Below are 25,081 nucleotides of genomic sequence, written 5' to 3'. Positions count from 1 at the left end.
CATAGAATGTGACTTCAGTAATGGCCTTGCATGCATAAAATATGGGATTTATCCTCATAATGAAAACGTAAATTACGAAGATTTAGTTTCCTTTTAATGAAAGAATAATTTAAGGAGTGATGTAGAAGTGAATGCTCAACGTGCTCAGGAAATCGTCGAGTCCATGAAAGATGTTCAAGTGCTTTTCAATGGTACACCTGTCATGATCCAACATGTAGACCATGATAACGAAACAGCTCGTGTATATGACAAAAGCCAACCAGAAAACGAAATGACCGTTCCTGTCCAACAACTAATGGAACAATAATAATACTACTTATTTTAGATTTGAGGTTTAAGTGCTCCTAATTAATCTAGAGTATTTGTCCAATTAAAAAGAGCTGACATATTTCATCAGCTCTTTTTGATATTTTCTCGGTCACATATGTAGGAAAGCAAGTTCTCGCAACTTCTATTCACTAAATCATATACTTCTTCAAAGTTTCCTGTAAAATAAGGATCTGGTACGTCGACAACATCACTTTCTGGAAGGAAGTCAAGAAGCCTAGCAACTTCTCCGGTTTTCTCAAACTGTGCCATAGCATTTAAATTTCCTAAGTTTTCAGCATCCATCGCAATAATATAATGAAAATCTTGTAGATCAGACGCTTTTACCTTACGCGCCTTCATTCCGCTATAGTCAATCTGGTTCTGATCTAAGATGTCTCTCGTCCCCTGATGCGGAGGCTTTCCAATATGCCAATCTCCAGTACCAGCTGAATCAATCCCAAATGTATCCTCTAGGTTCTTATCTTCTACTTTTTTCCGAAACACAGCTTCTGCCATCGGCGACCGGCAGATGTTGCCTAAACATACGAATAATACTTTAACCATGACTCTCTTCCTTTCTAAATCACTTCACATACTTAAATGGTAGCGTAATTCATAATAAGAAGCAACGACATGTTCAATATGCTCACCTCTCATTTTAGTTAAAATAAAAGAGACTGACTCTCAAATCGGTCAGCCTCTATACTTTATCCTGTTTAACTAACACTAAAAGACAGGGATAAAGCCCTTCGTCTTGAGTGAAGTTTCACTTTATTTATGCTTGAATAAAAATTTCTTTATGATTATTCTTTACTTTTGCCAAAACCGCTTCAATATTCGGGTATTCTTTACCAATACAATATCGTTCCACATTACATAGGGTATCTTCCTCACCACGAAAAATTTGAATAATTTCCTCTATCCCTAGCTTCTTTGTTTGAATGATCCCACCTACATAGACAGCATCATTGTTTTCAAATTTTTCATAGATCACATGAAAGTTTGGCTTTGTTTCCCCGATAAAAAATTCTTTGGTTTCGACTAAATCATGAACGCGCACGTTCTCTTCACTTCCTATTCTAAAATTTTTAAAACTCCTTACTAACTATACACCTTGTCACTCCATTTTATGAAAACATTTGTGACATTTGCTTTACAAAATTTTGAAAGTTTCGTATCAATAACGAGCTAAAAACTATTGTAGGAAATCAAAGCTAAATTTATACATAAAATGGCTGTTTTTTAGCTGTACGTTTTTACATCAATAATGTTCTCTACCTTCAAATATAATCTTTCTCCAAATTGGTCAATGATGTGTAGCTTTCTTTCCATTTCATTAAAATGATGAACGGTGCCGACCATACAATGATAATCATAATTTTCATAATAAGTAAAAATGAGTGACTCATTTCTTTCCATCCCTTCACAAATCTGTTCATTCATTTCTAGCAGTTGTTGTTCATCTAATTCCGGCTTCTTTTGATACGTAAGTTCTTTTTTCAATTCACGAAGTAAGCTTACATGTTCTGGAAGCATCATCGCTGTCCACTTGATATTTCCACGATCCTTAAGCATTTTCATCATCCTTTCTACGCTTTGTGACCACCGAGAAGCGTACAACGGTGTTTTGCCGTCCCCGCTTTCGTATAAGAAACAGCTCGTAATAACGCATCAGATCCATATTTGTTTCGGATCGCATCCATTGCATAACCTAACTCCTTTTTACGAGGTTTCTCAGGGTCTAATAAACTGAGTTGAACGTGAGCATCGTCACATACATTTGATAACGCAATCGTAATTTGCCTTACCGTTTCTCCTCGATAGTGCTTCTTCATTAGATGAAGACATGCTTCATAAATATCCATCGTTAAATTTGTCGGTTCATCCAAACTCATGGAACGATAAAAGCCGCCCCCATTTCCTTCCTTACTATAGCCGAGTCCTAAACTCACAGTTCGGCCTGCTTTATTCGCATTTCGAGCACGCCTTGTTACTTCTTCACACATTTCTAAAATGACACACTCAATGTCTTCCCGTTCTTTATAATCACGCAATAGTATTTGTCCTTTTGCAAAACTAATCTGCCCTTGTATAATTGGAGCACCAAGTTCTGATAAATCAATCCCCCAGGCATGGTAATACATTTGGTTTCCCATAACACCAAACGCTTTCTCTAATCTCGAAACGTCATATTGAGCAAGTTGCCCTACCGTTCGGATCCCGAGACGATTTAAGCGCTTTTCTAATCGTGAGCCAATTCCCCACATCTCTCGTAATGGTAAGGGCCACAGCTCTTTCTGCAACTCTTTAAGATCCCACTGGGCTACTCCAGTCTTTTTCGCCGTAATATCAAGACATAGCTTAGACATAAGCATATTCGGTCCAATACCTATTGCACACGTTAAGCCAAAATCCCTTAGCATATCTTCACGAATTCGCGCCGCTAATTGGGAAGCATTTCCCCAGAGACGCTCAGTTCCATCTACTTGCAGGAAACTTTCATCGACACTATATACATGAATCGCTTCAAATGGGACGTAACGAGTGAAAAACTTTGTCAATTCTACGGAAGTATCTAAATACATAGCCATTCGTGCATTAACAAGGTGAATCCGAGGGTCCTTTGGAACTTCAAATAAACGACTCCCGGTTTTAATCCGAAAATCTTTTTTAAATTTTGGAGTGGCCGCCAACACAACACTTCCAGACCTGTTCGTGTCAGCAACGACAGCTAAATAACATTCCAGTGGATCAAGTCCGAGTGCTAGTGCTGAGCAACTCGCATAAAAACTTTTCATATCAACACAGAGAATGCTACGTTTTTCCATCGTTTCATACAATTGTTGCGGATCCAAAATATCCCCCCTAAAAAGAACTTATGTTCGTATTATATTCTGATTATAAACGAATATACGTTCGTTTTTCAATTAGAAAAGTTTGACATTCTTAAAATAATTTAAAGTGGTCTGGGTATACTAAATCTGAGGTGAATTAAACGTGGAACATTATCATGTAGCCAGCTTAAACGAACAACAACTACAAAAATTAAAAAACTTGGAACAAGAATTAAATGTCGTCTTAATTGCCTATGACGACGAAGAAGATGATCAACCTGGCGGGAAACATTCAATCATCACAGGATAACCTAAGAAAAGGTAGAGCGCTGAATCGATTCAGTGCTCTATTTCCGTTAAAGCTATAGCTAAACTAGTGTGTTCTTTACTAAACTTTAAAGTTGCATTTCAATACAAATAAAGAGAAAATTAATAAAAAGACGAATTACATAGGAGAAATGTAGCAAAATGAAATACTTTCAACCTGATTTTGAATTAAAACATTTTACAGAGATTACATCAGAATGGCTAAAATCGAACAATGTTAAAACGATCTTCTCTGATTTAGATAGTACACTCGCCATCCACCACCAGCCTGGAGGAGACGACGTTACACAATGGGTGAACTCATTAAAAGAAAACGGAATAGACCTCGTCATTGTTTCCAACAATAGTCAAGGACGCGTCGATCGTTTTACAACCCCCCTTGGAATTCAAGGGTTAGGTTGGAGCGGAAAGCCTGGAATTAAAAAGATTGAACAATTCATGGAAGAAAAGGGCTTAGAGCGGGAGACAAGCATATTCCTTGGTGATCAACTTTTTACTGATGTTTGGTGTGGAAAGCGGCTAAAAATGAAGACTGTTCTTGTTCATCCAATTGGCGAAGAACACGAACCGTGGAATATTAGATTAAAGCGAGTATTTGAGAGGCTGATTCGCAGAAGTTGGTAGAAACTATCGAAGTTTCTACCTTTTTCATGATTAATTTTAAAAATACATTATCATCCGATTGACACTATTGTATAGCTTAGTTCACTCTACTAAATAGATGAAATTTTTATTTTACTAAGGAGCATTCATGATGATTGATCGTCAATTTCTAAAAAAGAAAATTGAAAAAATTACAGTTAGCTACGTGCATGATCCGGACCTTCTATTAACTGAGAAGCAAATCGACACACTTATAAAAAACTTTCATGAGCAAAGGCTTAAAAACCCTGATGAAGACATCCATCATATTCTCCATGATGTCATTTACGAATACTTAACCGTTAACTATTTCTGATAAAACTTTTTGCCACCGATCTTTTCAACAAGACGAGGGAACAATTGATATAATGTTGAACCTACATTCATCCACCATGGTAAATTTAACTCTCGCTTTGGTTTAACGATAAGCTGTACGATGTGGTTTGCTACATCTTCTGGAGATAACATTAACTTTTCAACATTCCTTTTATATGTACCACTTTTATCCGCTTGGTCCAGAAAAGGTGTTCGAATAGGCCCCGGATTGATTATGCTTACATGAATATTCGTATTATCCAGTTCCATTCGAAGTGCATTTGTAAACCCTCGCACAGCATGCTTCGTTGCCGAGTAGACACTTGATTTTGGCGTCGCAATTTTACCAGCTTGTGATCCAATGTTAATAATATGTCCTTCGTTTTGTTCTAAAAAATATGGAAGAATGGCTTTCGTACAAGCCATCAATCCTAAAACATTAACCTGAAACATCGCTTCAATTTGCTCAAAATCAGCCTCCTGAAATGAATCAAAATAACCGACTCCAGCGTTATTAATAAAAACATCAATCTTTTCGTGATTAGAAACGACTTGTTTAATCACCGTTTGCACACTTTCGAATGAAGTGACATCTAATGGATAATAATACACTTGAACTGAATGATCTTGACTAATTTGATCGGTAATCGCTTCTAATTTATCATGAGATCTTGCTAACAAAATTGGGACTGCTCCCATTTTTGCAACAAGGATGGCTAATTCTTTACCTAAGCCACTAGAGGCGCCTGTGATTACAATTTTTTTCCCTAGTAAGAGCTTTGTATCCATAATACTCCTCCTTTACCTTTATTTTTTTGTATACTTATTCACAACTTTGAAAAAACACTCAACCATGGCTTGACGGAAAGGCGAGATCCAATTATAATAGTCTCCAAAGTATAATGAGCGTTGATAGGAATAGTAAACAGTGACATGTGCAAAGAGAGCAGTACCCATCGGCTGAAAGGTCTGCCACCACTGAACCTGTTGAACCTACCCTTGAGCTGTCAGGTAAACCTGACCGTCGCCGGCGTTAACGGTTCCAAGAGGGCTTGCTTATAGCTGGCCAACAAAGGTGGTACCGCGGATTCGACAACTCTTCCGTCCTTTTTATAGGACCGAAGAGTTTTTTTATTTTTGTCTAGCTGCTGGCGCCATCGGCTCGAGGTCGCTTCGGTCCATCAAACGTGTCCAAAAATCAGGACACTATTTGCTGGCCCTCCAGCGCTTGTCGCCGATAAACTGGCGCCTTACGCTTTTCTGTCTAGCTGCTGGCGCCATCGGCTCGAGGTCGCTTCGGTCCATCAAACGTGTCCAAAAATCAGGACACTATTTGCTGGCACCTCCAGCGCTTGTCGCCGATAAACTGGCGCCTTACGCTTTTCTATTTATTTTATCACTTTCGACTTACTCTACAAATAAAAAGAGGGATGACGATGACGAGACAGCGAATTGTCGTAAAAATTGGGAGCAGTTCATTAACGAATGCAAACGGTGGGCTATCCATTGAAAAAATTTATGAACATACAGCTGCCATAGCAAAATTGAAACAACAAGGACATGATGTGATCCTCATTTCTTCTGGCGCGGTTGCGGCTGGATTTACCCACCTTGGCTATCCAACACGACCCGTCACGATTGCTGGTAAGCAAGCAGCAGCGGCTGTTGGGCAAAGTCTACTCATGCAAGCATACACCGAAGAATTTCGAAAGCATCAAATAGTCACAGCACAATTACTACTAACGAGACATAATTTTTCAAATCAAGAACAATACAATAATGCATATTCTACTTTAAGCGAACTGATTAAACGAGATGTCATCCCAATTATTAATGAAAATGACTCCATTTCGCTCGAAGAACTTACTTTCGGAGATAATGACATGCTTTCGGCGTTAGTTAGTGGACTTGTCCATGCCAACACATTAATCATTCTTACTGATATTAATGGCTTATACGATGACAATCCAAAAATAAATCCAAATGCGAAGAAATTCTCATTTTTACCAGAAATAACAGAAGATTTAATTGCTGCTGCAGGTGGTGCCGGCTCAAAAGTCGGTACAGGTGGAATGCGCTCAAAAATCGAAGCCGCAAAAACAGCTCTATCTGTCGGTGTTAAAGTCTTTATTGGGACCGGTACTGGTCCAGAAAAACTAGTCGACATTATTGCTGGTAAAGGTGATGGTACGTACGTTGGCTACACTGATCATCACACAATGAAAAGTAAGAAGCAATGGATAAGTATTCATTCAGAAATCGCAGGAAAAATTACGATTGATGCTGGTGCTGAAAAAGCCATCATCCATAAAGGAAAAAGTCTCCTGCCTGCTGGCATTACAGCCGTTGAAGGACATTTCACAACTGGTGATGTAATTGAAGTAAACAACATAAAAGGCGAATTAATTGGAAAAGGCCAAGTCAACTATTCATCTAGTGAACTTGAACGAATTAAAGGGTTATCAAGTGAAGAAGCAAAAAAACAGACAAATAAAGAACGTTCTGAAGTCATTCACAGAAATTTATGGGTAACGATAAAGGAGAAGATGATCAAATGAGTGAGCTTATTCAAAAAGCGAAAAAAGCAAAAGAAATCACAGCAGAGCTCGCTGTGTTATCAACAGAACAAAAAAATGAAGCTCTATTATTAATAGCAGAACATCTTATCGAAGAAACACAATTCATTTTAACAGAAAACGAAAAAGATATTGCTTCAGGGAGAGAAACTGGTCTGACAGAATCACTCATTGACCGTTTAAAGCTAACGAGCGACCGCATCAAAGACATGGCTGATGGTCTAAAGCAAGTGGTCGAATTAGATGATCCTATTGGTGAAGTTCTAGAAGCATGGGATCGCCCAAATGGACTTCAAATCAAAAAAATCCGAGTTCCACTTGGTGTAATTGGGATGATTTATGAAGCGAGACCCAACGTCACTGTAGATGCATCTGGTTTATGTTTAAAAGCTGGAAATGCTGTCATTTTACGTGGAAGCTCAACAGCAATTCATTCAAATAAGGCGATCGTTCAAGTCATTCACCGTGCACTTGAAAAAAGTCCATTACCAATCGAGACCGTTCAACTGTTAGAAGACACAAGTCGCGAGACAGCTTCAAAAATGTTCAAACTCAATGAATACCTAGATGTACTTATTCCACGTGGGGGAGCTAATCTTATACAATCAGTTGTTAAAAATGCTTCGGTTCCAGTTCTTGAAACAGGTGTTGGAAACTGTCATGTTTATATTGACGAAGATGCCAATAAAGAAATGGCCATTTCCATTGCGGTTAATGCGAAAACGCAACGTCCATCTGTATGTAATGCAGCCGAAACCATTCTTGTACACAAGGATTGGGCAAAAAACCACTTACAAGACTTACTTGCACAACTAAAAGAAAAACAAGTGGAAATCCGTGCAAATGAAACAGCTTGCCAAATCGATAACAGTTTAATGACAGCAACCGAAGAAGACTGGGGAACCGAATACCTTGATTTAACAGTAGCACTTAAAGTGGTAGAAAGTGTAGATGAAGCTATTCAACATATTCAAAACTACGGTACGAAACATTCAGAAGCGATTGTTTCAGATGACGCAGAAAACGTCAGCAAATTCCTAAACTACGTTGATGCAGCTGCTGTCTATCATAATGCATCTACTCGTTTCACAGATGGCTTTGAATTTGGTTTTGGCGCTGAAATTGGTATTAGTACGCAAAAACTTCATGCTCGAGGTCCAATGGGACTCCCTGCATTAACATCAACGAAATATGTCGTACGCGGCACAGGACAAATTAAGTAAAGGGCAGGTGCAATCATGCTAAAAAATAAAAAAGTAACTTTTGTTGGAGCGGGCTCAATGGCAGAAGCCATTTTTGCTGGACTTATTCGGAAAGAAATATTAAAGCCTGAACAAATTATTGCAACAAACAAAAAAGATGTTGAGCGCCTAAAATACTTACAAGCTACGTACAACATCCAAACAACAACTAGTAAAGAGGAAGCCGTTTGCCAAGCTGATATTGTCATACTCGCAATGAAACCCTCCAACGTAATTGATGGTATTGAGTCTATCAAGCCTTACGTTCATAAAGAACAAATTTTTATTTCTATATTAGCTGGAATAACGACAAACTACCTTGAAGAATTACTTGGAATTGAAGCTCCTGTCATTCGTTCGATGCCAAACACGTCAGCTAAGGTAGGCGAATCGGCTACAGCTTTATCTGCTGGAAAGTTTGCATCAGAGAAAGATACAGACGTTTCGGCACAACTTTTTAAAGCAATCGGTACAGTTCATATCATTCCTGAAGACAAACAAGATGGATTTACAGGTGTCGCTGGAAGTGGCCCTGCTTATATTTATTATTTTGTTGAAGCAATGGAAAAAGCAGCAAAGGACCTTGGATTAGATGATGAAGAAGCAAAAGAAGCGATCATTCAAACGTTAAAAGGTTCGTTAAAGCGTCTAGAGTCTACTTCGAAGACGTCTGCACAGCTTTATAAAGAAGTCATGAGTCCAAATGGAGCAACCGAAGCTGCAATTGGTGTGCTTGCCTCGTATCAATTCCAAGAGGCTGTCGTTGCCGGCATTAAGCGTTCATCTGAACGAGCGAAAGAAATGGGCAAAATTTTTACAGAGACGAAATAATGAGTAGCCTTCAAAATCAATGAAATATTGGTTTTGAAGGCTATTTTTATATTTAAACTTTAGAGCTTGAATTTGTCCTATGTGCAACCAATTCAAGTCAGCCACTTTCTTACCGCTTCAACATCCACTTTGAAGCCTCTATTCCAGAAAGGATAGCTCCTTCTACTGCTCCACGTTTGAAAATGTCTCCAGCAAAAGCGATCACCCCTGGTATTGTTGTTGCAACAAATTCATTTGGATGTAATAATTCAGGCTTTGAATACCGCCAGCGTTTTAATTGCTTTTCGATAACCTTTCCATCTCCAAGCAAAGGGCGAGCAGCTTCAATCAGCTTTTCTAAAATATATTGATCGTCTTGCTCATAATTTTTACGCGACCAATGTTCATTTCCATGAATGGTAACAACGATAGTGTCTGATATCCCCTTTTGCGCATTATCACCGAGAAATGAAATCAATCCTTCCTTGATTTGTATTCCCCCAGGCTTTGGGATTTGAGTTGGTCTATCTAAAGCAATCATTGCACATAAACAAGGGAAATAGCTTGTATTTTTTAATTCTTCAAGCAGTTGTTCTTCTAATGGTAAACGTCCATCACTAAGTAGTGCTAATGATTTTGGTATAGGTGACGTTAGCATTAATTGATCCGCTGTATAGGTCAATAATTCAGAATTCTTTCCTACACGGACGAAAATAGACCACTTATCCGTCCATTCTATTTTTTCTACTTCATGTTCTAACTTAATATTTAAACCATTTGCTAACTGCTTCGTTAATGCATTCATACCATTCTTACCAGCATAACGGGGATAACCATCGTGATGTAACGTGAGACTGCCGAGATCGGCTATATCTTTCATTTGGTGAAAGCCTTTCGCCCACGTATGGATGATACCTTCCTGTTCCCATTGCTTGACAAGGTTCTTCATCCTATCACTACGAGCCGTAAAGAATTGAGCGCCGTAGTCACTTCTTCCCCCATTCAAACGTTTAGTAGCCATACGTCCACCGACACTTCTACCTTTATCTAGTATGATGTAATTAACATTTTCACCTGAAAACTGCTTTGCTGCCATAAGGCCGGCCAGCCCTGCACCGACGATGAGTACCGAATAATGTGTCACTCCATCTTCCTCCATGTCAATCATTTTTCTTCATTGTAGCAAATAGAAATGGTCTTATACGTGGCAAAGTATTGAACGTACTGACGAAGACTTTCCCTATTCATCAAAATCAAGTAAAATGAATAGGGTTGTATTTGATTTTAGTAGTTTCGGGGGAGAGAAATGGTGTCACAGCAAAGTATAGAGAAGAAACAACTACATCGTATTTCGGAGTATTGTACCAAAATCGTAGATCATAAAGCATTTACAACAACGATTATTACGTTCATTGTCATTAATGCCATTGTTGTAGGGGTTGAAACGTATCCAGCCGTTTATCAAACGTATACAAGCTGGTTTTACTACGCAGACATCACACTATTATGGATTTTTACGATTGAAATTGCTTTGCGGATGATTGCTGCACGTCCAACGTATTCTTTCTTTAAAAACAGTTGGAACTGGTTTGATTTTCTAATTGTTGCAGCAGGACACGTCTTTGCGGGAGCACATTTCATTACAGTTCTTCGTATTTTACGTGTTCTTCGTGTTTTACGGGCGATTTCTGTCATTCCTTCGTTACGAAGGTTAGTCGATGCACTACTATTAACGATCCCAGCACTTGGAAATATTATGATTTTAATGAGCATTATTTTTTATATTTTTGCCGTTACAGGAACAATGTTATTTGCGAATGTCGCACCAGAGTATTTTGGAAATCTGCAATTGTCCTTATTGACACTGTTCCAAGTCGTTACACTCGAATCATGGGCAAGTGGTGTCATGCGTCCAATATTTGCAGAAGTGGCATGGTCCTGGGTCTATTTTGTCGTCTTCATTCTCGTTGGTACATTTATTGTGTTTAACTTATTTATCGGGGTTATCGTAAGTAACGTAGAGAAAGCCAATCAAGATGAAAACGAAAATGAAGAAGATGAAACTAAAAATGAAGTACGTGAACTTCGTAAAGAGATTGCTGAATTAAAGGAAATAATGATTAAAATGAACAAAAGCTGAGGGAAATCCCTCAGCTTCATTTTTTCTGTAATATACCGTATGAATGTTCATATCTTAACTTGGAAGCGGCATCGCTTTCCGCTTAAAACTAAATGTTTTTACACTTGTCTAATGTTATTCAATCGACTCGTCAGCAGCTCCAAAAAATTCATCATATAAAGCACGAACCGCTCTTTTTTCATCTTCTTGATGAATACCAAACACTAAACTTACCTCAGACGATCCTTGGTTAATCATCTCAATATTGACGTTCGCATTCGCGAGGGCATTCGTTGCCCGAGCTGAAAGACCGATCGTATTGTGCATCCCTTCACCGACCATCATAATCATCGAAAAATCACGCTCTACATACACATCATCGACATCTAATTCTTCTTTAATGCGCGAAATTATACGGTCTTCTTTTTCCCCGTCTAATTGGCATTGTTTTAAGATAACCGATGTATCATCAATTCCAGATGGAATATGTTCATATGAAATGCCTTCTTCTTCAATAATTTGAAGCAAACGACGTCCAAAACCAATTTCACGATGCATTAAGTATTTACGCACATATAATGTACAAAATCCTGAGTCACTTGCAATCCCAATGACTGGATTTCTTACACACGCACGCTCCGCCATAATCATCGTTCCCCGCGCTTCAGGGTTGTTTGTGTTTTTAATACAAACAGGAATGGACTGACGGAATGCAGGCATTAATGCTTCATCATGAAATACAGAAAAACCAGCATAAGATAATTCACGCATTTCACGGTATGTCATTTTTTTAATGTTCACAGGGTTTTCGACGATCTTTGGATTTGCCGCAAATACTGAATCAACGTCCGTAAAATTTTCATATAAGTCTGCCCTCACACCAGCAGCTAAAATCGATCCTGTAATGTCTGAACCACCTCGAGGGAAAGTGACTAAAGTCCCTTCTTTCGAGTAGCCAAAAAATCCTGGAAATACAATAACACCTGGACATTCTCTTAATTGAAACAGATTATCGTAGCTTTCAGGAAGTACTTGTGCGTTTCCAGGTTCATCGCTAACTAATAATCCTGCATCCTTTGGATTTACGTATTGAGATTCAATTCCTATACTTTGTAAATAAGCAGCGATTAATTTAGCATTGTTGTCTTCCCCACTTGCTTTCATTTGATCGATAAACTTTCCTTCATGTGAAGGATCAAAGGCGACACGCATTTGTAAGTCAGCTTTAATCGTTTCAATAATTTCACCTGACAAGTTAAGATCCAATGCAATTTCTTCATAGCGTCCAACGACTGCACGGAATGCATTGTCAACATCCCCTTTTTGTACGACAGCGTCGGCTAATTGTATAAGTAGATCCGTCACTTTTGTATCTGTTGCTTCTCTCTTACCAGGTGCTGAAACGACTACAAATTTTCTCTCCTGATTCTCAGCAATAATATTTGCCACTTTTCGAATTTGCTCTGCGTTCGCCACTGATGTTCCACCGAATTTCGCTACTCTCATCTCGTTTCTCCAACTCCTAAAAAAATTTATTCTGTTCGCTTAATATTTCAATAATTCATAATTTATCACAGCCCTCACTCGTTTGCAAAGTTGAATAATATGGATATGGTAGGCTATGTAAGGATATATCACCAACTGGTCTATTCAACCTTCACATCCTCCTCATTCACTCTAATCGATAGAAAACCCTCCCATATTGAAGGATTTTCATGTGATATTAATGCTTTAGAGGAGAAAAAGAGCTCAAATTGACAATTTATATTCGCTATTATATAGAAAATCCTCCTGTCATTCGTGAAGTTTGGAAAATACAATTTACACTAAAAACAAAAAATAATTTAAATTAACTGTTTTCTTTTTATAATTAATATGGTAAATTGATTGTACAACTAAAGAAAACGGGAGCTCGATAGCAAAGGGCTGAGAGGACAACCGATACTGTTGTCGACCGTGAACCTGATCTAGGTAATGCTAGCGGAGGGATTTTGTAGAATACATATGTCCATTCGACCGCTTTCTAGCGGTTTTTTATTTGTACGAATTGATTAGAGACTATGGCTTTTCAATAAAGGGGATCTCAATGCCCAAGAAGGTCAAGTCAGATTGATGAAGTACAAATGAACAAGGACTATACTTATTCTGTACATACGGATAAACTCCCCTCCTCCATGATCGGTTCTAGCAGCAAGAACTAAATCAAACTCTAGGAGGATTTTTTTATGTCTATACTTACACCATTTCCAAACAGTAAGAAAGTTTATGTGAAAAGCAATACGAACGATAATATCGCAGTTCCTTTTCGCGAAATTGAATTGAGCCCAACTTCATTTAACGGAGAAGAAATTGTTAATGAACCATTCAGGGTATATGATACAACGGGTCCCTACACAGACTCGGCCTATCAAGTAGATGTAAGTAAAGGATTACCAGAGCTACGAAAAAAATGGATTTTAGATCGTGTGGATGTCGAGTATTATGAAGGCCGTAATATCAAACCTGAAGATAATGGCTTCATCGATATCGAAAAAACAAAAGCGGTCGAAATCTTTGATACTTCTAATAAAAAACCATTACGAGCAAAACCAGGAAAAAACGTAACTCAACTTCACTATGCGAAAAAAGGTATTATTACGCCAGAGATGGAATTTATCGCCATTCGTGAAGGGTTAGAGCCTGAATTTGTACGATCTGAAGTTGCAAGTGGAAGAGCGATTATCCCGTCCAACATCAACCACCCAGAAAGTGAACCGATGATTATCGGTCGCAATTTCCACGTAAAAATTAATGCAAATATCGGAAACTCAGCAGTTAGTTCCTCGATTGAAGAAGAAGTCGAAAAAATGACTTGGGCGATTCGCTGGGGTGCCGATACGATTATGGACTTATCGACAGGAAAGCATATTCATACAACAAGAGAATGGATTATTCGCAACAGCCCTGTTCCAGTAGGTACTGTTCCTATTTATCAAGCATTAGAAAAAGTAAACGGAGTTGCTGAAGACTTAACATGGGAAGTGTATCGAGATACGTTAATTGAACAAGCCGAACAAGGTGTTGATTACTTTACAATCCATGCGGGAGTTTTACTCCGTTATGTTCCAATTACCGCCAATCGCTTAACAGGTATCGTCTCAAGAGGCGGTTCGATCATGGCTGCATGGTGTCTTGCTCACCATCAGGAAAACTTCTTATATACTCATTTTGCAGAGATCTGTGAAATCATGAAAGCCTATGATATTGCTTTCTCATTAGGCGATGGGTTAAGACCTGGTTCGATTGCAGATGCCAATGATGAGTCGCAATTTGCTGAGCTTGAAACGTTAGGAGAATTAACGAAAATTGCTTGGGAGCATGATGTTCAAGTGATGGTAGAAGGCCCAGGCCATGTACCAATGCATAAAATTAAAGAAAATATGGATAAGCAGCTTGACATTTGTAACGAGGCACCATTTTACACACTCGGCCCACTAACGACTGATATCGCACCAGGTTATGACCATATCACTTCAGCGATCGGTGCTGCAATGATTGCCTCTTACGGAACCGCAATGCTTTGTTATGTAACGCCAAAAGAGCATTTAGGCTTACCGAATAAAGATGATGTCCGTGAAGGAGTAGTTACGTATAAGCTTGCTGCTCATGCAGCAGATCTCGCAAAAGGTCATCCTAACGCACAAAAACGTGACGATGCACTATCAAAGGCACGCTTTGAATTCCGTTGGCGCGACCAATTTAACCTATCCCTTGACCCTGAAAAAGCGATGAGCTTTCATGATGAAACCTTGCCAGCAGAAGGGGCTAAAACGGCTCATTTCTGTTCAATGTGCGGTCCTAAATTTTGCAGTATGAAAATCTCCCAAGATATTCGTCAAACCGCAAAAGAAAAAGGCATCGATGAACATACGTTGCTAAAAGAAGAGATGGATAAAAAATCAGAGGAGTTTAAAGAACAAGGAAGTAAAATTTATAAGTAAGCTTAGAATATATTTTTATCAACTATGGATATTAACGAGAAATCACCCTACTAATTTATCGTAGGGTGATTTTTCCTTCTTCTTTTATTCTGTCTATCATTTCAATTCGTATAATACACTTCTTTATTATTCAAGCATTTTACCTAGAGGCTTATAAATTCGATCGATCATATCGGTAGGTCCAGGCATTTCAGGATAAAAAAGCAGAAGAATCGCTAGAGCCCAGCTTATAACAGAAAGCACTACAAATGTATATTTTTCCCTTTTTTGCTTTAGATTCATTTTCGGCCATTCATACAAAAACATTAGAGCTATCACGAAAGTAATGCCTAAAACCATTAGCCACTTCATTTTTGTTTCACCTCATTTTTCGGTACTGCAGGTGGCCCAGTGGAACCCCCAGGACGTAGAATATGCGGATCAACCACAAATTCAATCTCAATCTCAGGAAAAATTTCAGCCCATCTTTCCTTAGCCGTTTGCCACTTCTTTTTGTATTCACGCTGGAAAGTACTATCGAATTTCAATATATCAACTTTCATGTCTTTTTGAACCTTCTCTACTGCTAGCTTGATCCGTTCTTCAACCTCTTTTTCTATTTCCTTTTCGATTAACATAATGAACTCTGGATTCCGTAAGTCTAAGTTGCTCGCATTTTGAATCACATCATCCTCCGTTTTGATTTTAACCGTGATTTTCCATTTGTCATTTTCAAGATGTGGAATAAGCTCTGTCTCGGAACGGATCATTTCCATCGTTACTTTTCCTTCTCCCTCTGGAACATCCAAGGTAATTGTAGCGTACCGAATTTCATCTCTTAACCATAATAAACCTCTTGTAACCTCACTATCTAATGAACCAATCATTTTATCTTCTTTAAAAACAGCAGTGCCCATCAACTTCAATTGAGATTTATCTGGCAATTTCCCTGGTTCCTTTTTAGAGGAAGTACTATCGATCATCGGCAAAGCGGCACCTCCCGTTTCACTTTTCAACATTTGCATTAATTTGCTCATCGTCACATTCATACCGATTTGAAATTGAGATAACTCTTGTATCGTCTGGGTTGCACTATCTTCAAGATGTGGAAGACTTGAGATGAGATCTTTGGCTTTCCCTTTACTGACAAAAACTTGATTTCGCAAACGGGCTTCAGCCATTCGTGCAAAAAAGTCCACATGCTCCCGTATTCCTTTTTCTGCCAGCTGTTCACCAATAACAGTCGCCTCGGCATGTCCCCAGAACAGATACCGAGAAATTTTTTCCTGAAGCTTTGATCTAGCATCCGCCACCGTAATCCCGGTAGCGGATTCAATAAACGTAGTCCTCGTACCGCTCCCACCTCCGCCTTCCTTTATTTTTCCAGCCATCTCTTCTGGCATGACCATTTCCACGGATAGCTCTATTTCTTTCTCATCCTTATAATCGATTCCTGTAGTTAAGACGATCGCTATATCATTTACTTCACGGCGATCCCAACAACCTATAAGCGAAAAAAAAGTGCTACAAAGGAGCAGAAACACTATCGTTTGGCAGCCTTTGCGAATGAAGTAACGCTTCATGCCTGAGCTCCTTTCTGTTGTGTTCTTTTTTTCCGTAGTAGATTAATCAATAATAAAAGGCTAGGCAGCACAAGTTGGAAAGAGAGTAAGTAAAAAACGGACGATGTTCCAAGAAAGCTCTTTAGATCAATCAGGTTAGGTGTAGACCATACTGCCACTGTAACTAAAAGAAACCCAAGCGGTAAAACAACAAATTTATACTCTGAAAGCTTTAACCATTGAGCCGTCCCAAGAGCTAAAGCGTAATAAAACACAGAGATTTTAATAAATGTTCCTAAAATCCAAATCGCCATAATAACCGATTCTAAATGTGTAAAAAAATGAGCTACATCGATATATTTCCCAGCATTCATAACGGGATAAAGCAGATCGGCTGTGATTTCACCAAATAAAAAAAGAGCGGTCAAATTGGTTAAAACTAAAATAAATACAACACTCAATACAGAGAGGTTCCCCCAAAGTAACCCCTTTTCCTTATCTGTTACATAAGGAAGTAAGAAAGCAATGAGGAGATATTCACTGAGCCAAGCTGCAGGGGCCGCTGCGCCTAAAATTGAAGGCATGACACCTTTTTCGAAAACCGGTAGCATATTGGTCGGATCAAGATCTGGGATTAAGAATATAATGATGAGTAGCCATAGTAAAATGACGACAGGCAAAAAAAGCTGCGCCGTTCTCGCAACCACTTCCAAACCACCGCGTACAGCAAAAGCACAGACTAGCACCATGCTGGCGATAACAACGATCCCTGGAGTTTTTAGTAAAAAAATCCCCATCAGAAATTCACCGTATTCTCTAAGGATCATTCCATTCACATGAAGATAAAAAAACAGATATAAAAATCCAATAACTTTTCCTGGAATACGCCCGACAATATGCTCACTATATTCAATAATCGTTTCTTTTGGAAAATGTTTATGTAATTGATAGGCGATATATACGACAAAGAAACCTATTAAAGATCCCCATAACGGTGATATCCACATATCACGCCCAGCTTTTGCAGCGGTAATGGAGGGAACGAGCAGAAGGCCTGTAGCTATGATAGTCGGATGCATCATGATTGCCATTTGCGCAGAGGAAATTTTCCCTTTTTCGATCATTGATTTACACCTCTAGTTGGATCTGGTTTTTGTCCCGGAGCTTGACGATACTTGTTGTATTCTCCTGTTAAATGCGGACGTGTGTTATCTGTCCACCTAGGTAATCGGAGCATGACATCCTTCATATCCGGCCCTTTCATTGGTGCCATTGGTGACAAATAAGGAACCCCAAAGGATCGCAATGTACATAGATGTGTAACAATCATAATGATGCCAAGCATAATTCCTAACAGGCCAAGTATCCCTGCTAATATGAGCATAGGAAAACGCAACATTCGTAAGGCCATTCCTGCATTATAACGCGGTATAGAAAAGGAAGCGATTCCTGTAACAGCAACGACCATGACCATAGGAGCAGACACAATCCCAGCCTCAACGGCGGCTTGGCCAATAACTAAGGCACCAACAATACTAACAGCTGCTCCAATTTGTTTCGGTAAACGGATTCCTGCTTCACGCAAAATTTCAAATAAAATTTCCATCAATAGCGCTTCAACAACTGCAGGAAATGGAATCGGCTCACGAGAAGCTGCCATACTTATCAAAAGCGTAGTCGGCACCATTTCATGATGATACGTTAAAACAGCTACATAAAGTGAAGGAAGTAAAAGAGAAATTACAATAAATAAATAACGTAACCAGCGAATCGCCGTACTCAACATCGGACGCTGATAATAATCTTCTGATGCCTGCATCAAAGAATAAAAAGTAGTAGGAGCAACGAGTACAAAAGGACTACCGTCAACTAAAATGGCTATATGCCCTTCTAATAAATAAGAGGAGACTACATCGGCCCTCTCTGTATTTAATAGCTGTGGAAAAGGAGAAAATGGGTTATCTTCAATAAATTCCTCGATATATGAACTTTCTAGCACACTGTCAGTATCAATTCGATTTAACCGATTTTTAGCTTCTTCGATCAAAGTCTGATCTACTAATCCATCAATATAAGCAAGTACTAGACTTGTTTTCGTTACTCGTCCTACTTCCATCTGTTCCATTTTCAACTTTGGACTTCTAATTTTACGTCGAAGAAGAGCGATATTCACTCCAATCGTTTCAATAAAGCCTTCTCGTGGTCCTCGAATTACAGATTCAGCTGAAGGTTCTTCAATTGCTCGTTTTTCCCACTTCGCTAATCCTACCGAAAAGCCTTTAATTTTTTGATCAACAAGAATAACTGGGTTACCTGAAGAAATTTGATTGATCACATCGGTGACCGTTTGTACTTCCTTAATATTTGAGATAGAGATCTTTTTTTCTAGAAAAGAGGAAAAATTATTAAACTCCCACTGCTCTGCTTGCATTGTTAATTGCTGCAATTGCTGTTGTTCAGGTATTTCCATAAGCGGTGTCAGCACGTTATCATTTATTTCCTCAACATTAGATAAGCCTTCTATATATATTAAAACTGCTTTATCTTTTCCCTCTATTAAAAAAGGACGGAAAACTACATCTGAACAGTTCTCATAAATCGTTCGAAGAGACGTAATGTTTTCATTTAGATGACTTGAAAGCTGATCTTTTGTATTAAATGGTTGCCCATCTATATTTTGATTCTGGTTAGATTGGTTTTGTTGCTTTAATTGATAAAGCTTCTTAAAATTCCTCCACTTTCGATGCAATACTAACCAGCTCCTTAATAAATTCTCATTAATGGTTATTTTGCTATAAATTAGCAATACTATGTATACCCCTGAAATATTTTCCTTTTGATAACACTTGTTTAGATTGTATAATCCAGTACTAAAAACACATCTACTCACACTCAACAATTTTTAGCATTTCGAACAAAAACCTACATCTTTAGGGTGGGTTTCACGACTTTCTGAAATGATCTCTATCAATAGATGCAATTTTAAGTATCTATTCCCTTCATTTAACGGGAATGAGTTTTAAGGGAATTTTGACTTTGAGTGTTATATTTTCAAGTTTAGAGGTTTTATTTTCAACTTCGTATGATTTATTTTCAAGTTAGGGTCTTTTATTTTCAACTATAGGTCATTTATCGATTTCTCGACAACAGTAGACAAAATTCAACACTCTCTATAGGCCCGCTCTTGGCCATGTGTCATTCCCTTCTGAACACTCCAGTTCTAATGCCTCTCACTAATGCTTAATCAAGGATTTTACAATTTCCTGGTCCACATGAAAAAGCCCAGTTTATCTCTTATTCGAGATAAACCGGGCTTTCGTTATGCTCGTATTCTAGTATGAAACATCAGATGTGTAATGAATGACAACTGAACTTTAGTTGTACAATCCATCAACTAAAATATCAAGTGCATACGGAGCTCGTACACCTTCTGCTGCTGCTGACAACGGGATCACGATAAAGTTTTCGTTCTTAATGGCGGTAACATTTTCTAAAGCTGGATGGCGTAGAAGTAAATCTTTTTTCTCTTCCACAGTTGTTTCGCCGTAATCGACAATGATGATCACATCTGGATCACGGTCAACGACCTCTTCCCAGCTTACTTCAGCCCAGTTTTTATCAATTTCACTAAAAATATTTTCTGCGCCTGCTAACGAAATTAACGAATTTAAAAAGTTTTGAGCAACAGTAAACGGTGCAGTCTCCCCACTATCAAAAACGAACACTTTCTTTTTTTCTGAAACCTCTGGGATCGTCTTTTGAATTTCTCCCATCTCTTCTTTCATGGAAGCAATTAATTGTTCGCCTCTTTCCTCCACATTAAAGATACGCGCAATATTCCGGATATCTGTATAAATATCATCAATTGTTGGTCCTATTTTAGTTGAAGATTCGTGCAAATAGGCAGGAATTCCGAACTCTTTCAATTGTTCCACTGTTCCAATATTGTCCTCACGAAATGCACTTGCCCACCCTGCATAAGCAAAGTCAGGCTCTTCTGCTAAAAATACTTCTTGCGATGGATATTTGTCGGATAATACAGCAATTGATTCATAAGCCTCCTTAAATTCCGGTAACACTTCATCATCTAAGTAAGCAGTCCCAACCATAAATTCCTCTAGTCCTAGTGCGAGCATAACTTCTGTTACGTGTTGATTTAACGTAACCGCTCGCTTCGGCTGCTCTGTAAACACTAATAGTTGGTCATTATTTTCAATTTCAACCGTTTCATATGCACTTTCTTGTTGTTCCACATTTGACGTTTCTTCCGTTTCGGAGCCTGTTGTTCCAACGTCTTCGTTTGTGCTGACATCTTGTCCACACCCTACTAACATGATTGCTGTAATAAGCCCTGCTAGTATCGTTTTCATTGTATTTAATTTTTTCATCTCTCATTTCTCCTTACTACGTATATTTTGCAATAATCGTAAAGCGACTACTTAGATGCTGTTCTCTTGAATCTCCTTGCATAGGTAGTGGATAGCCACCGTTTGTCCAAACATCCTGTTCGTAAGGTACTAGCTTCCTTGTTTCATCATTTACCTTTTCATCAAGCGTTTCATCTCTTCTTAATTTAGCCGCCTTGTTTTTTACTAAGTACGGCATTAAGCAAGTGACCGCTGAACATTCACTGTAAAGCTGGTTGCTTTCAAGCATTTCCACTACTTCAAATCCTTCTGCTTTTAAAAGATATCCCAATTCTCGTGGAAGAATGAGACTGTACTCTCGGTCTACTTTAAATTTCGCTTGTTCCATGTTTTGTTCATACGTTTCATACGTTAACGTTGCTTCAAATATTTGTCGTGATAAAAATGTCTGTCCTTTGATCGTTTGATAAATTCGCTTCTTCCCCCACTGCTTACATTGATGAATGGCCCACTGACTCTCATTTGGTGGAAGGGTGATATCTATTGCTACAAATCCACCACTTACTAAATAGTGTTTTACATTTGCTATTACTTGTAGTTGTTCTTCTGGTAAGAGAAAGTGCTGCAAAAAACCTTCCGTTAATAAAACGTGAGTATAATTAGTTGAAGCGGAAAAGCTTAACGCATTTTCTTGCAGTAAGCTTAGCTTGGATGGATCAGTTAATCTTTTCTTTTTCTTCTCAGCAATATTTAGCATGCTTTCACTCGTATCTATGCCGGTTACAGCGATCCCCTGATTAGCTAATTCAAAAGCGACTCTTCCCGTTCCAACACCTAATTCTAAAACGTTACAGTTTGTAAATGAAGCCAACCAATTTTTATAAAATTTCAAGCCTGATTTCCCAGTAAACAAATCAAAATACTCAGCTTCAAGACCGATATAAGGCTGAGAAACCTGTCTTTCATGTCGTTCACCTTGCATACCGCAGCGATTGCAAAGTGAGCCTGCCAGTTGTTGAAAAGATGTTCCTTTAGGAATTCCGTTTTTCGTATCTCCATTTTGCTCCTCGTATTGAAACCCACAATAATTACAGTTAAATTCGCCCATTCCTTCCTCCTAATGATTCGAAGCAAAAGATTGAAAAGGTACTGCTTGCGATTGATCAAACATTTTTGACGTATACAACACATGCGTTTTTCCAGTAAGAGGATGCTTAATAACAGTTCCGTTCACATGAAAAACGTCTGCTAGTAACTTTTCCGTTAACACTTGATCTGGTGAACCTTCTGCAACAATCTTTCCTTCATACATAACAAGTAATTTATCACAGTAGGATGCCGCTAAGTTTAAATCATGTAGCGCAGCCAAAGACGTTAACTTCAACCCTTTAACAACGTCAAGTAGATGGAGTTGATGGTGGATATCGAGATGATTTGTAGGTTCATCTAATATAAATAATTGTGGTTCTTGAGCAAGGGCTCTAGCAATTAAGACCCGCTGTTTTTCACCACCCGATAAATTCGAAAAGCTTCTATTTTTATAGTGTTCGATCCCAACTTCTTTTAATGACCGTGTGACAATCGTATCATCGTAATCATTATCTTTTTCTAAAAATTTCTTATGGGGATGTCTGCCCATTCGAACAATATCCTCGACCGTAAAATCAAACGGAACCGAGCTTTCTTGACCTACAACAGCCACTCTTTGAGCAAACTTGCGATTCGTCCATTTATTCATATTGGATTGATTGATAAAAATGTCCCCAGTATGAGGTGCATAAATGCGATAAATCGTTTTTAACAGCGTCGACTTCCCACTACCATTTGGACCAATAACCCCAACAAATTCGCCAGTATTCACTTTAAAGTTAATATCCTCGATAATTTGTTTTTGATCGATTTTCGTTATGACGTTTTGGACTGATAGTTCCATTAGTTGTCACCATCCCCTGTTCCAAAAGAATAGTTACTTCTTCGCAAAAGCCAAATAAAAAATGGGCCACCGCATATTGCCGTTACAATCCCGATTGGTAATTCTTGAGGCGATACGACTGTTCTTGCAGCAACATCTGCCCAGACTAAAAAGATCGCACCTACTAAACTACTAACGACTAATACTCTTCGATGGTCTGAGCCCACCATTAAGCGGACGATATGTGGAACCATAAGGCCGATAAAACCAATCGCTCCACTTACGGCGACCATCACCCCCGTTAATAAAGCCGTTAGTAAGATTAAAAATTTCTTAAAGACATCAATATTCATTCCGAGTGTTGTTGCCGTTGCATCTCCCATTAACAGTAAGTTAAGAGGTCGATAAGAAAGAATTAAAATAATAACTCCTCCTAATAGACAAAGGAAAGGAACCGGCAGTTGCTCCCATTTTGCCCCCGCTAAGCTACCCATCATCCAAAACATTGCGTCTCTAATTCCTTCTTCTCGTGGTGCGGAGATGACAATATAACTCGTTACAGCCGATAACATCATTGAAACAGCAATTCCAGCTAGTAATAGACGAACCGTTGAAATTCTACCTCGTACTTGAGCTAACATAAAAACAAGTAAGACGGAAGTAAGGGCTCCTAAAAAAGCTGCCATTGACAGTGCATATTGTCCAAATAGTTTAAAAGCACCGAAGATAATAACTAATGTTGCACCAACAGATGCCCCTGATGATACGCCAAGAATAAATGGATCTGCTAATGAATTACGAACTAATGCTTGAATGGCAACACCTACTACTGCTAAACCAGCTCCCACCACAGCACCTAATAAAACTCTCGGGAAGCGAATTTCCCAAATGATTTGTTCCTGCGCTTGTGACCAGTCGTTGCTAATGAACTCGCTTATGTATGGTAGTTTGGACAAGGCTATTTTCCATACGGTTAATGGAGAAATGGAAACAGGTCCTAGCATAACTGCAGCTGTCATCGAACCTAGAAGAACAACTGTTAAAATGATTACAAAGAAAAACTGTATAGCTCTGGACTTTATTTTTTCATTTGTTAACGCCTGAGAAGTACTGCTTTTTAAATCAGCTTGCATTTACCGGCCCCCTTTTCACAAATCGAAATTATTACGATTTGTTTCATGCCCTACTATCCCCATTTGTCACAAGTTTTTTATGAAAACGTACTAAGAATCGATTACTTTCGCGTTTAAGTGCTTCAATTACCACCAAATATAGACGCATCCATTCGGTATTGCATCTATATTTGGTCGTTGAAGTGTCACCCTTATTACTTTTCTATCATCTCTATTTCTTCTTCACTAAACCACTGAATTTTTTCGCGTAAGGAGACAATCTCACCTACAAGAATAATTGCAGGATGAGAAATTTTAGCTTCCGTCGCCTTTTCTTCAATGTTCATTAAATTTCCTACAACTGTTCGTTGTTTGTCCGTTGTTCCCCATTCAATAATTGCCACTGGAGTCGATCCCTTTTTCCCGTGACGAATGAGCTGATTACAGATCAAAGGCAAATTTTTCACACCCATGTAAAATGCAACCGTATCTATTCCATTTGCTAATGCCTTCCACTTTTCTTCGTTATTTTCTTCACTTTGCAAATGACCAGTGACCATCGCAAAACTTGAGCCGTAATCGCGGTGAGTCACTGGAATTCCCGCATAAGCTGGGGCTGCAATTCCAGAGGACACCCCTGGAACAATTTCATACGGGATATCGTAACGAGATAAAAATTCAGCTTCTTCTCCGACTCTACCAAATACACAAGGGTCGCCCCCTTTTAATCTCGTAACAACTTTTCCTTCTTTCGCTTTCTCTACTAATAGATCATTTATTTGCTCTTGTTTTAATGTATGCTGCTTAGGAAGCTTCCCACAATATATTACTTCAGCACCCACATTTGCATACTCAAGTAAGGAAGGGTTTGCCAGCCGATCGTAGATAATGACATCAGACGCTTTAATACACTCTAAACCACGAACCGTAATTAACTTCGGATCCCCTGGTCCTGCCCCGACTAAGTACACCTTTCCGTTTTTCATTTCGCTCCCA

At 38.7% G+C, this 25,081-nt stretch carries 25 protein-coding genes, 1 riboswitch and 1 other annotated feature; of the genes, 9 read left to right on the top strand and 16 right to left on the bottom strand.

Annotation, left to right across the window (positions count from 1 at the left end; genetic code table 11):
* The first annotated feature begins 127 nt into the window (after window positions 1–127).
* A complete protein-coding gene (locus J0N78_RS11480; RefSeq protein ID WP_209123236.1) occupies window positions 128–307 on the top strand; it encodes an H-type small acid-soluble spore protein in 180 nt (59 codons plus the stop codon).
* A gap of 86 nt (window positions 308–393) precedes the next feature.
* Here J0N78_RS11480 and J0N78_RS11475 read toward each other — a convergent pair whose 3' ends face one another.
* The 4 genes from J0N78_RS11475 to J0N78_RS11460 all read right to left on the bottom strand — a co-directional run bounded on the left by J0N78_RS11475 (window position 394) and on the right by J0N78_RS11460 (window position 3,137).
* Window positions 394–873: a low molecular weight protein-tyrosine-phosphatase gene (locus J0N78_RS11475; protein ID WP_209123235.1), complete on the bottom strand. Its 480-nt coding sequence runs from the start codon at window positions 871–873 to the stop codon at window positions 394–396.
* A gap of 211 nt (window positions 874–1,084) precedes the next feature.
* Entirely contained in the window at window positions 1,085–1,369 is a 285-nt protein-coding gene (locus J0N78_RS11470; RefSeq protein WP_209123234.1) for a hypothetical protein, read from the bottom strand.
* A gap of 182 nt (window positions 1,370–1,551) precedes the next feature.
* The gene (locus tag J0N78_RS11465) at window positions 1,552–1,884 is read right to left on the bottom strand and encodes a YolD-like family protein (RefSeq protein WP_209123233.1); all 333 of its coding nucleotides are present in this window, start codon (window positions 1,882–1,884) and stop codon (window positions 1,552–1,554) included.
* A gap of 14 nt (window positions 1,885–1,898) precedes the next feature.
* Window positions 1,899–3,137: a Y-family DNA polymerase gene (locus tag J0N78_RS11460; RefSeq protein WP_209123325.1), complete on the bottom strand. Its 1,239-nt coding sequence runs from the start codon at window positions 3,135–3,137 to the stop codon at window positions 1,899–1,901.
* 169 nt (window positions 3,138–3,306) lie between these two features.
* Between J0N78_RS11460 and J0N78_RS11455 the strand changes: the two genes are divergently transcribed.
* From J0N78_RS11455 to J0N78_RS11445, 3 genes are all read left to right on the top strand, one after another.
* A complete protein-coding gene (locus tag J0N78_RS11455; protein ID WP_209123232.1) occupies window positions 3,307–3,453 on the top strand; it encodes a hypothetical protein in 147 nt (48 codons plus the stop codon).
* Between the two features lie 158 nt (window positions 3,454–3,611).
* Window positions 3,612–4,094 (top strand): YqeG family HAD IIIA-type phosphatase, encoded by a 483-nt coding sequence (locus J0N78_RS11450; protein ID WP_209123231.1) that lies wholly within the window; start codon window positions 3,612–3,614, stop codon window positions 4,092–4,094.
* Window positions 4,095–4,224: 130 nt separating this feature from the next.
* On the top strand, window positions 4,225–4,428 hold the full coding sequence (locus J0N78_RS11445) for a YqzH family protein (protein ID WP_209123230.1): 204 nt from the start codon (window positions 4,225–4,227) through the stop codon (window positions 4,426–4,428).
* Here the strand turns inward: J0N78_RS11445 and J0N78_RS11440 are convergent.
* Window positions 4,419–5,216: an SDR family NAD(P)-dependent oxidoreductase gene (locus J0N78_RS11440; RefSeq protein ID WP_209123229.1), complete on the bottom strand. Its 798-nt coding sequence runs from the start codon at window positions 5,214–5,216 to the stop codon at window positions 4,419–4,421. The two genes, J0N78_RS11445 and J0N78_RS11440, sit on opposite strands and share 10 nt — an antisense overlap.
* 111 nt (window positions 5,217–5,327) lie before the next feature.
* Window positions 5,328–5,539, top strand: a binding site (T-box leader).
* A 324-nt stretch (window positions 5,540–5,863) separates the two neighbouring features.
* Here J0N78_RS11440 and proB point away from each other — a divergent pair.
* The 3 genes from proB to proC are packed head-to-tail and all read left to right on the top strand — an operon-like array spanning window position 5,864 to window position 9,075.
* Window positions 5,864–6,985 (top strand): glutamate 5-kinase, encoded by a 1,122-nt coding sequence (proB, locus tag J0N78_RS11435; protein ID WP_209123228.1) that lies wholly within the window; start codon window positions 5,864–5,866, stop codon window positions 6,983–6,985.
* A complete protein-coding gene (locus J0N78_RS11430) occupies window positions 6,982–8,226 on the top strand; it encodes a glutamate-5-semialdehyde dehydrogenase (protein ID WP_247747254.1) in 1,245 nt (414 codons plus the stop codon). Before proB ends, J0N78_RS11430 begins: the two co-directional genes overlap by 4 nt.
* A 15-nt stretch (window positions 8,227–8,241) precedes the next feature.
* Complete coding sequence (proC, locus tag J0N78_RS11425; RefSeq protein WP_209123226.1) at window positions 8,242–9,075, top strand: pyrroline-5-carboxylate reductase; 834 nt, start codon at window positions 8,242–8,244, stop codon at window positions 9,073–9,075.
* Between the two features lie 109 nt (window positions 9,076–9,184).
* Here the strand turns inward: proC and J0N78_RS11420 are convergent, their stop codons facing one another.
* Window positions 9,185–10,198, bottom strand: a complete 1,014-nt coding sequence (locus J0N78_RS11420) for an NAD(P)/FAD-dependent oxidoreductase (RefSeq protein WP_209123225.1) — start codon at window positions 10,196–10,198, stop codon at window positions 9,185–9,187.
* Window positions 10,199–10,360: 162 nt separating this feature from the next.
* Between J0N78_RS11420 and J0N78_RS11415 the strand changes: the two genes are divergently transcribed.
* The gene (locus J0N78_RS11415) at window positions 10,361–11,194 is read left to right on the top strand and encodes an ion transporter (protein WP_209123224.1); all 834 of its coding nucleotides are present in this window, start codon (window positions 10,361–10,363) and stop codon (window positions 11,192–11,194) included.
* 114 nt (window positions 11,195–11,308) lie between these two features.
* On the opposite strand, the gene J0N78_RS11410 is transcribed toward J0N78_RS11415, so the two are convergent.
* A complete protein-coding gene (locus J0N78_RS11410; RefSeq protein ID WP_209123223.1) occupies window positions 11,309–12,679 on the bottom strand; it encodes an aspartate kinase in 1,371 nt (456 codons plus the stop codon).
* Between the two features lie 388 nt (window positions 12,680–13,067).
* A riboswitch (TPP riboswitch) is annotated at window positions 13,068–13,179 on the top strand.
* A gap of 219 nt (window positions 13,180–13,398) precedes the next feature.
* Between J0N78_RS11410 and thiC the strand changes: the two genes are divergently transcribed.
* The gene (gene thiC / locus J0N78_RS11405; protein WP_209123222.1) at window positions 13,399–15,153 is read left to right on the top strand and encodes a phosphomethylpyrimidine synthase ThiC; all 1,755 of its coding nucleotides are present in this window, start codon (window positions 13,399–13,401) and stop codon (window positions 15,151–15,153) included.
* Between the two features lie 126 nt (window positions 15,154–15,279).
* Here the strand turns inward: thiC and J0N78_RS11400 are convergent, their stop codons facing one another.
* The 9 genes from J0N78_RS11400 to cobA form a co-directional block, all read right to left on the bottom strand.
* Complete coding sequence (locus J0N78_RS11400) at window positions 15,280–15,504, bottom strand: hypothetical protein (protein ID WP_209123221.1); 225 nt, start codon at window positions 15,502–15,504, stop codon at window positions 15,280–15,282.
* Entirely contained in the window at window positions 15,501–16,715 is a 1,215-nt protein-coding gene (locus tag J0N78_RS11395; RefSeq protein ID WP_209123220.1) for a Ger(x)C family spore germination protein, read from the bottom strand. Before J0N78_RS11395 ends, J0N78_RS11400 begins: the two co-directional genes overlap by 4 nt.
* Window positions 16,712–17,818 (bottom strand): GerAB/ArcD/ProY family transporter, encoded by a 1,107-nt coding sequence (locus J0N78_RS11390; RefSeq protein WP_209123219.1) that lies wholly within the window; start codon window positions 17,816–17,818, stop codon window positions 16,712–16,714. The genes J0N78_RS11395 and J0N78_RS11390 overlap by 4 nt, the downstream gene beginning before the upstream one ends.
* A complete protein-coding gene (locus J0N78_RS11385; RefSeq protein ID WP_209123218.1) occupies window positions 17,815–19,443 on the bottom strand; it encodes a spore germination protein in 1,629 nt (542 codons plus the stop codon). The genes J0N78_RS11390 and J0N78_RS11385 overlap by 4 nt, the downstream gene beginning before the upstream one ends.
* A gap of 625 nt (window positions 19,444–20,068) precedes the next feature.
* On the bottom strand, window positions 20,069–21,082 hold the full coding sequence (locus tag J0N78_RS11380; RefSeq protein WP_209123217.1) for an ABC transporter substrate-binding protein: 1,014 nt from the start codon (window positions 21,080–21,082) through the stop codon (window positions 20,069–20,071).
* Window positions 21,083–21,098: 16 nt separating this feature from the next.
* On the bottom strand, window positions 21,099–22,169 hold the full coding sequence (locus J0N78_RS11375; RefSeq protein WP_209123216.1) for a methyltransferase domain-containing protein: 1,071 nt from the start codon (window positions 22,167–22,169) through the stop codon (window positions 21,099–21,101).
* A gap of 9 nt (window positions 22,170–22,178) precedes the next feature.
* The gene (locus tag J0N78_RS11370; protein WP_209123215.1) at window positions 22,179–22,994 is read right to left on the bottom strand and encodes a heme ABC transporter ATP-binding protein; all 816 of its coding nucleotides are present in this window, start codon (window positions 22,992–22,994) and stop codon (window positions 22,179–22,181) included.
* A complete protein-coding gene (locus J0N78_RS11365; protein WP_247747265.1) occupies window positions 22,994–23,992 on the bottom strand; it encodes a FecCD family ABC transporter permease in 999 nt (332 codons plus the stop codon). Before J0N78_RS11365 ends, J0N78_RS11370 begins: the two co-directional genes overlap by 1 nt.
* Window positions 23,993–24,300: 308 nt before the next feature.
* Window positions 24,301–25,071, bottom strand: a complete 771-nt coding sequence (gene cobA, locus J0N78_RS11360; RefSeq protein ID WP_209123213.1) for a uroporphyrinogen-III C-methyltransferase — start codon at window positions 25,069–25,071, stop codon at window positions 24,301–24,303.
* Between the last annotated feature and the right edge of the window lie 10 nt (window positions 25,072–25,081).

It is taken from the genome of Alkalihalobacillus sp. BA299 (assembly GCF_017745675.1).
Classification (GTDB): domain Bacteria; phylum Bacillota; class Bacilli; order Bacillales; family Bacillaceae_F; genus Alkalihalobacterium.
Note: the sequence above shows the minus strand (reverse complement) of the source record. Positions and strands in the feature narration are given on the sequence as shown.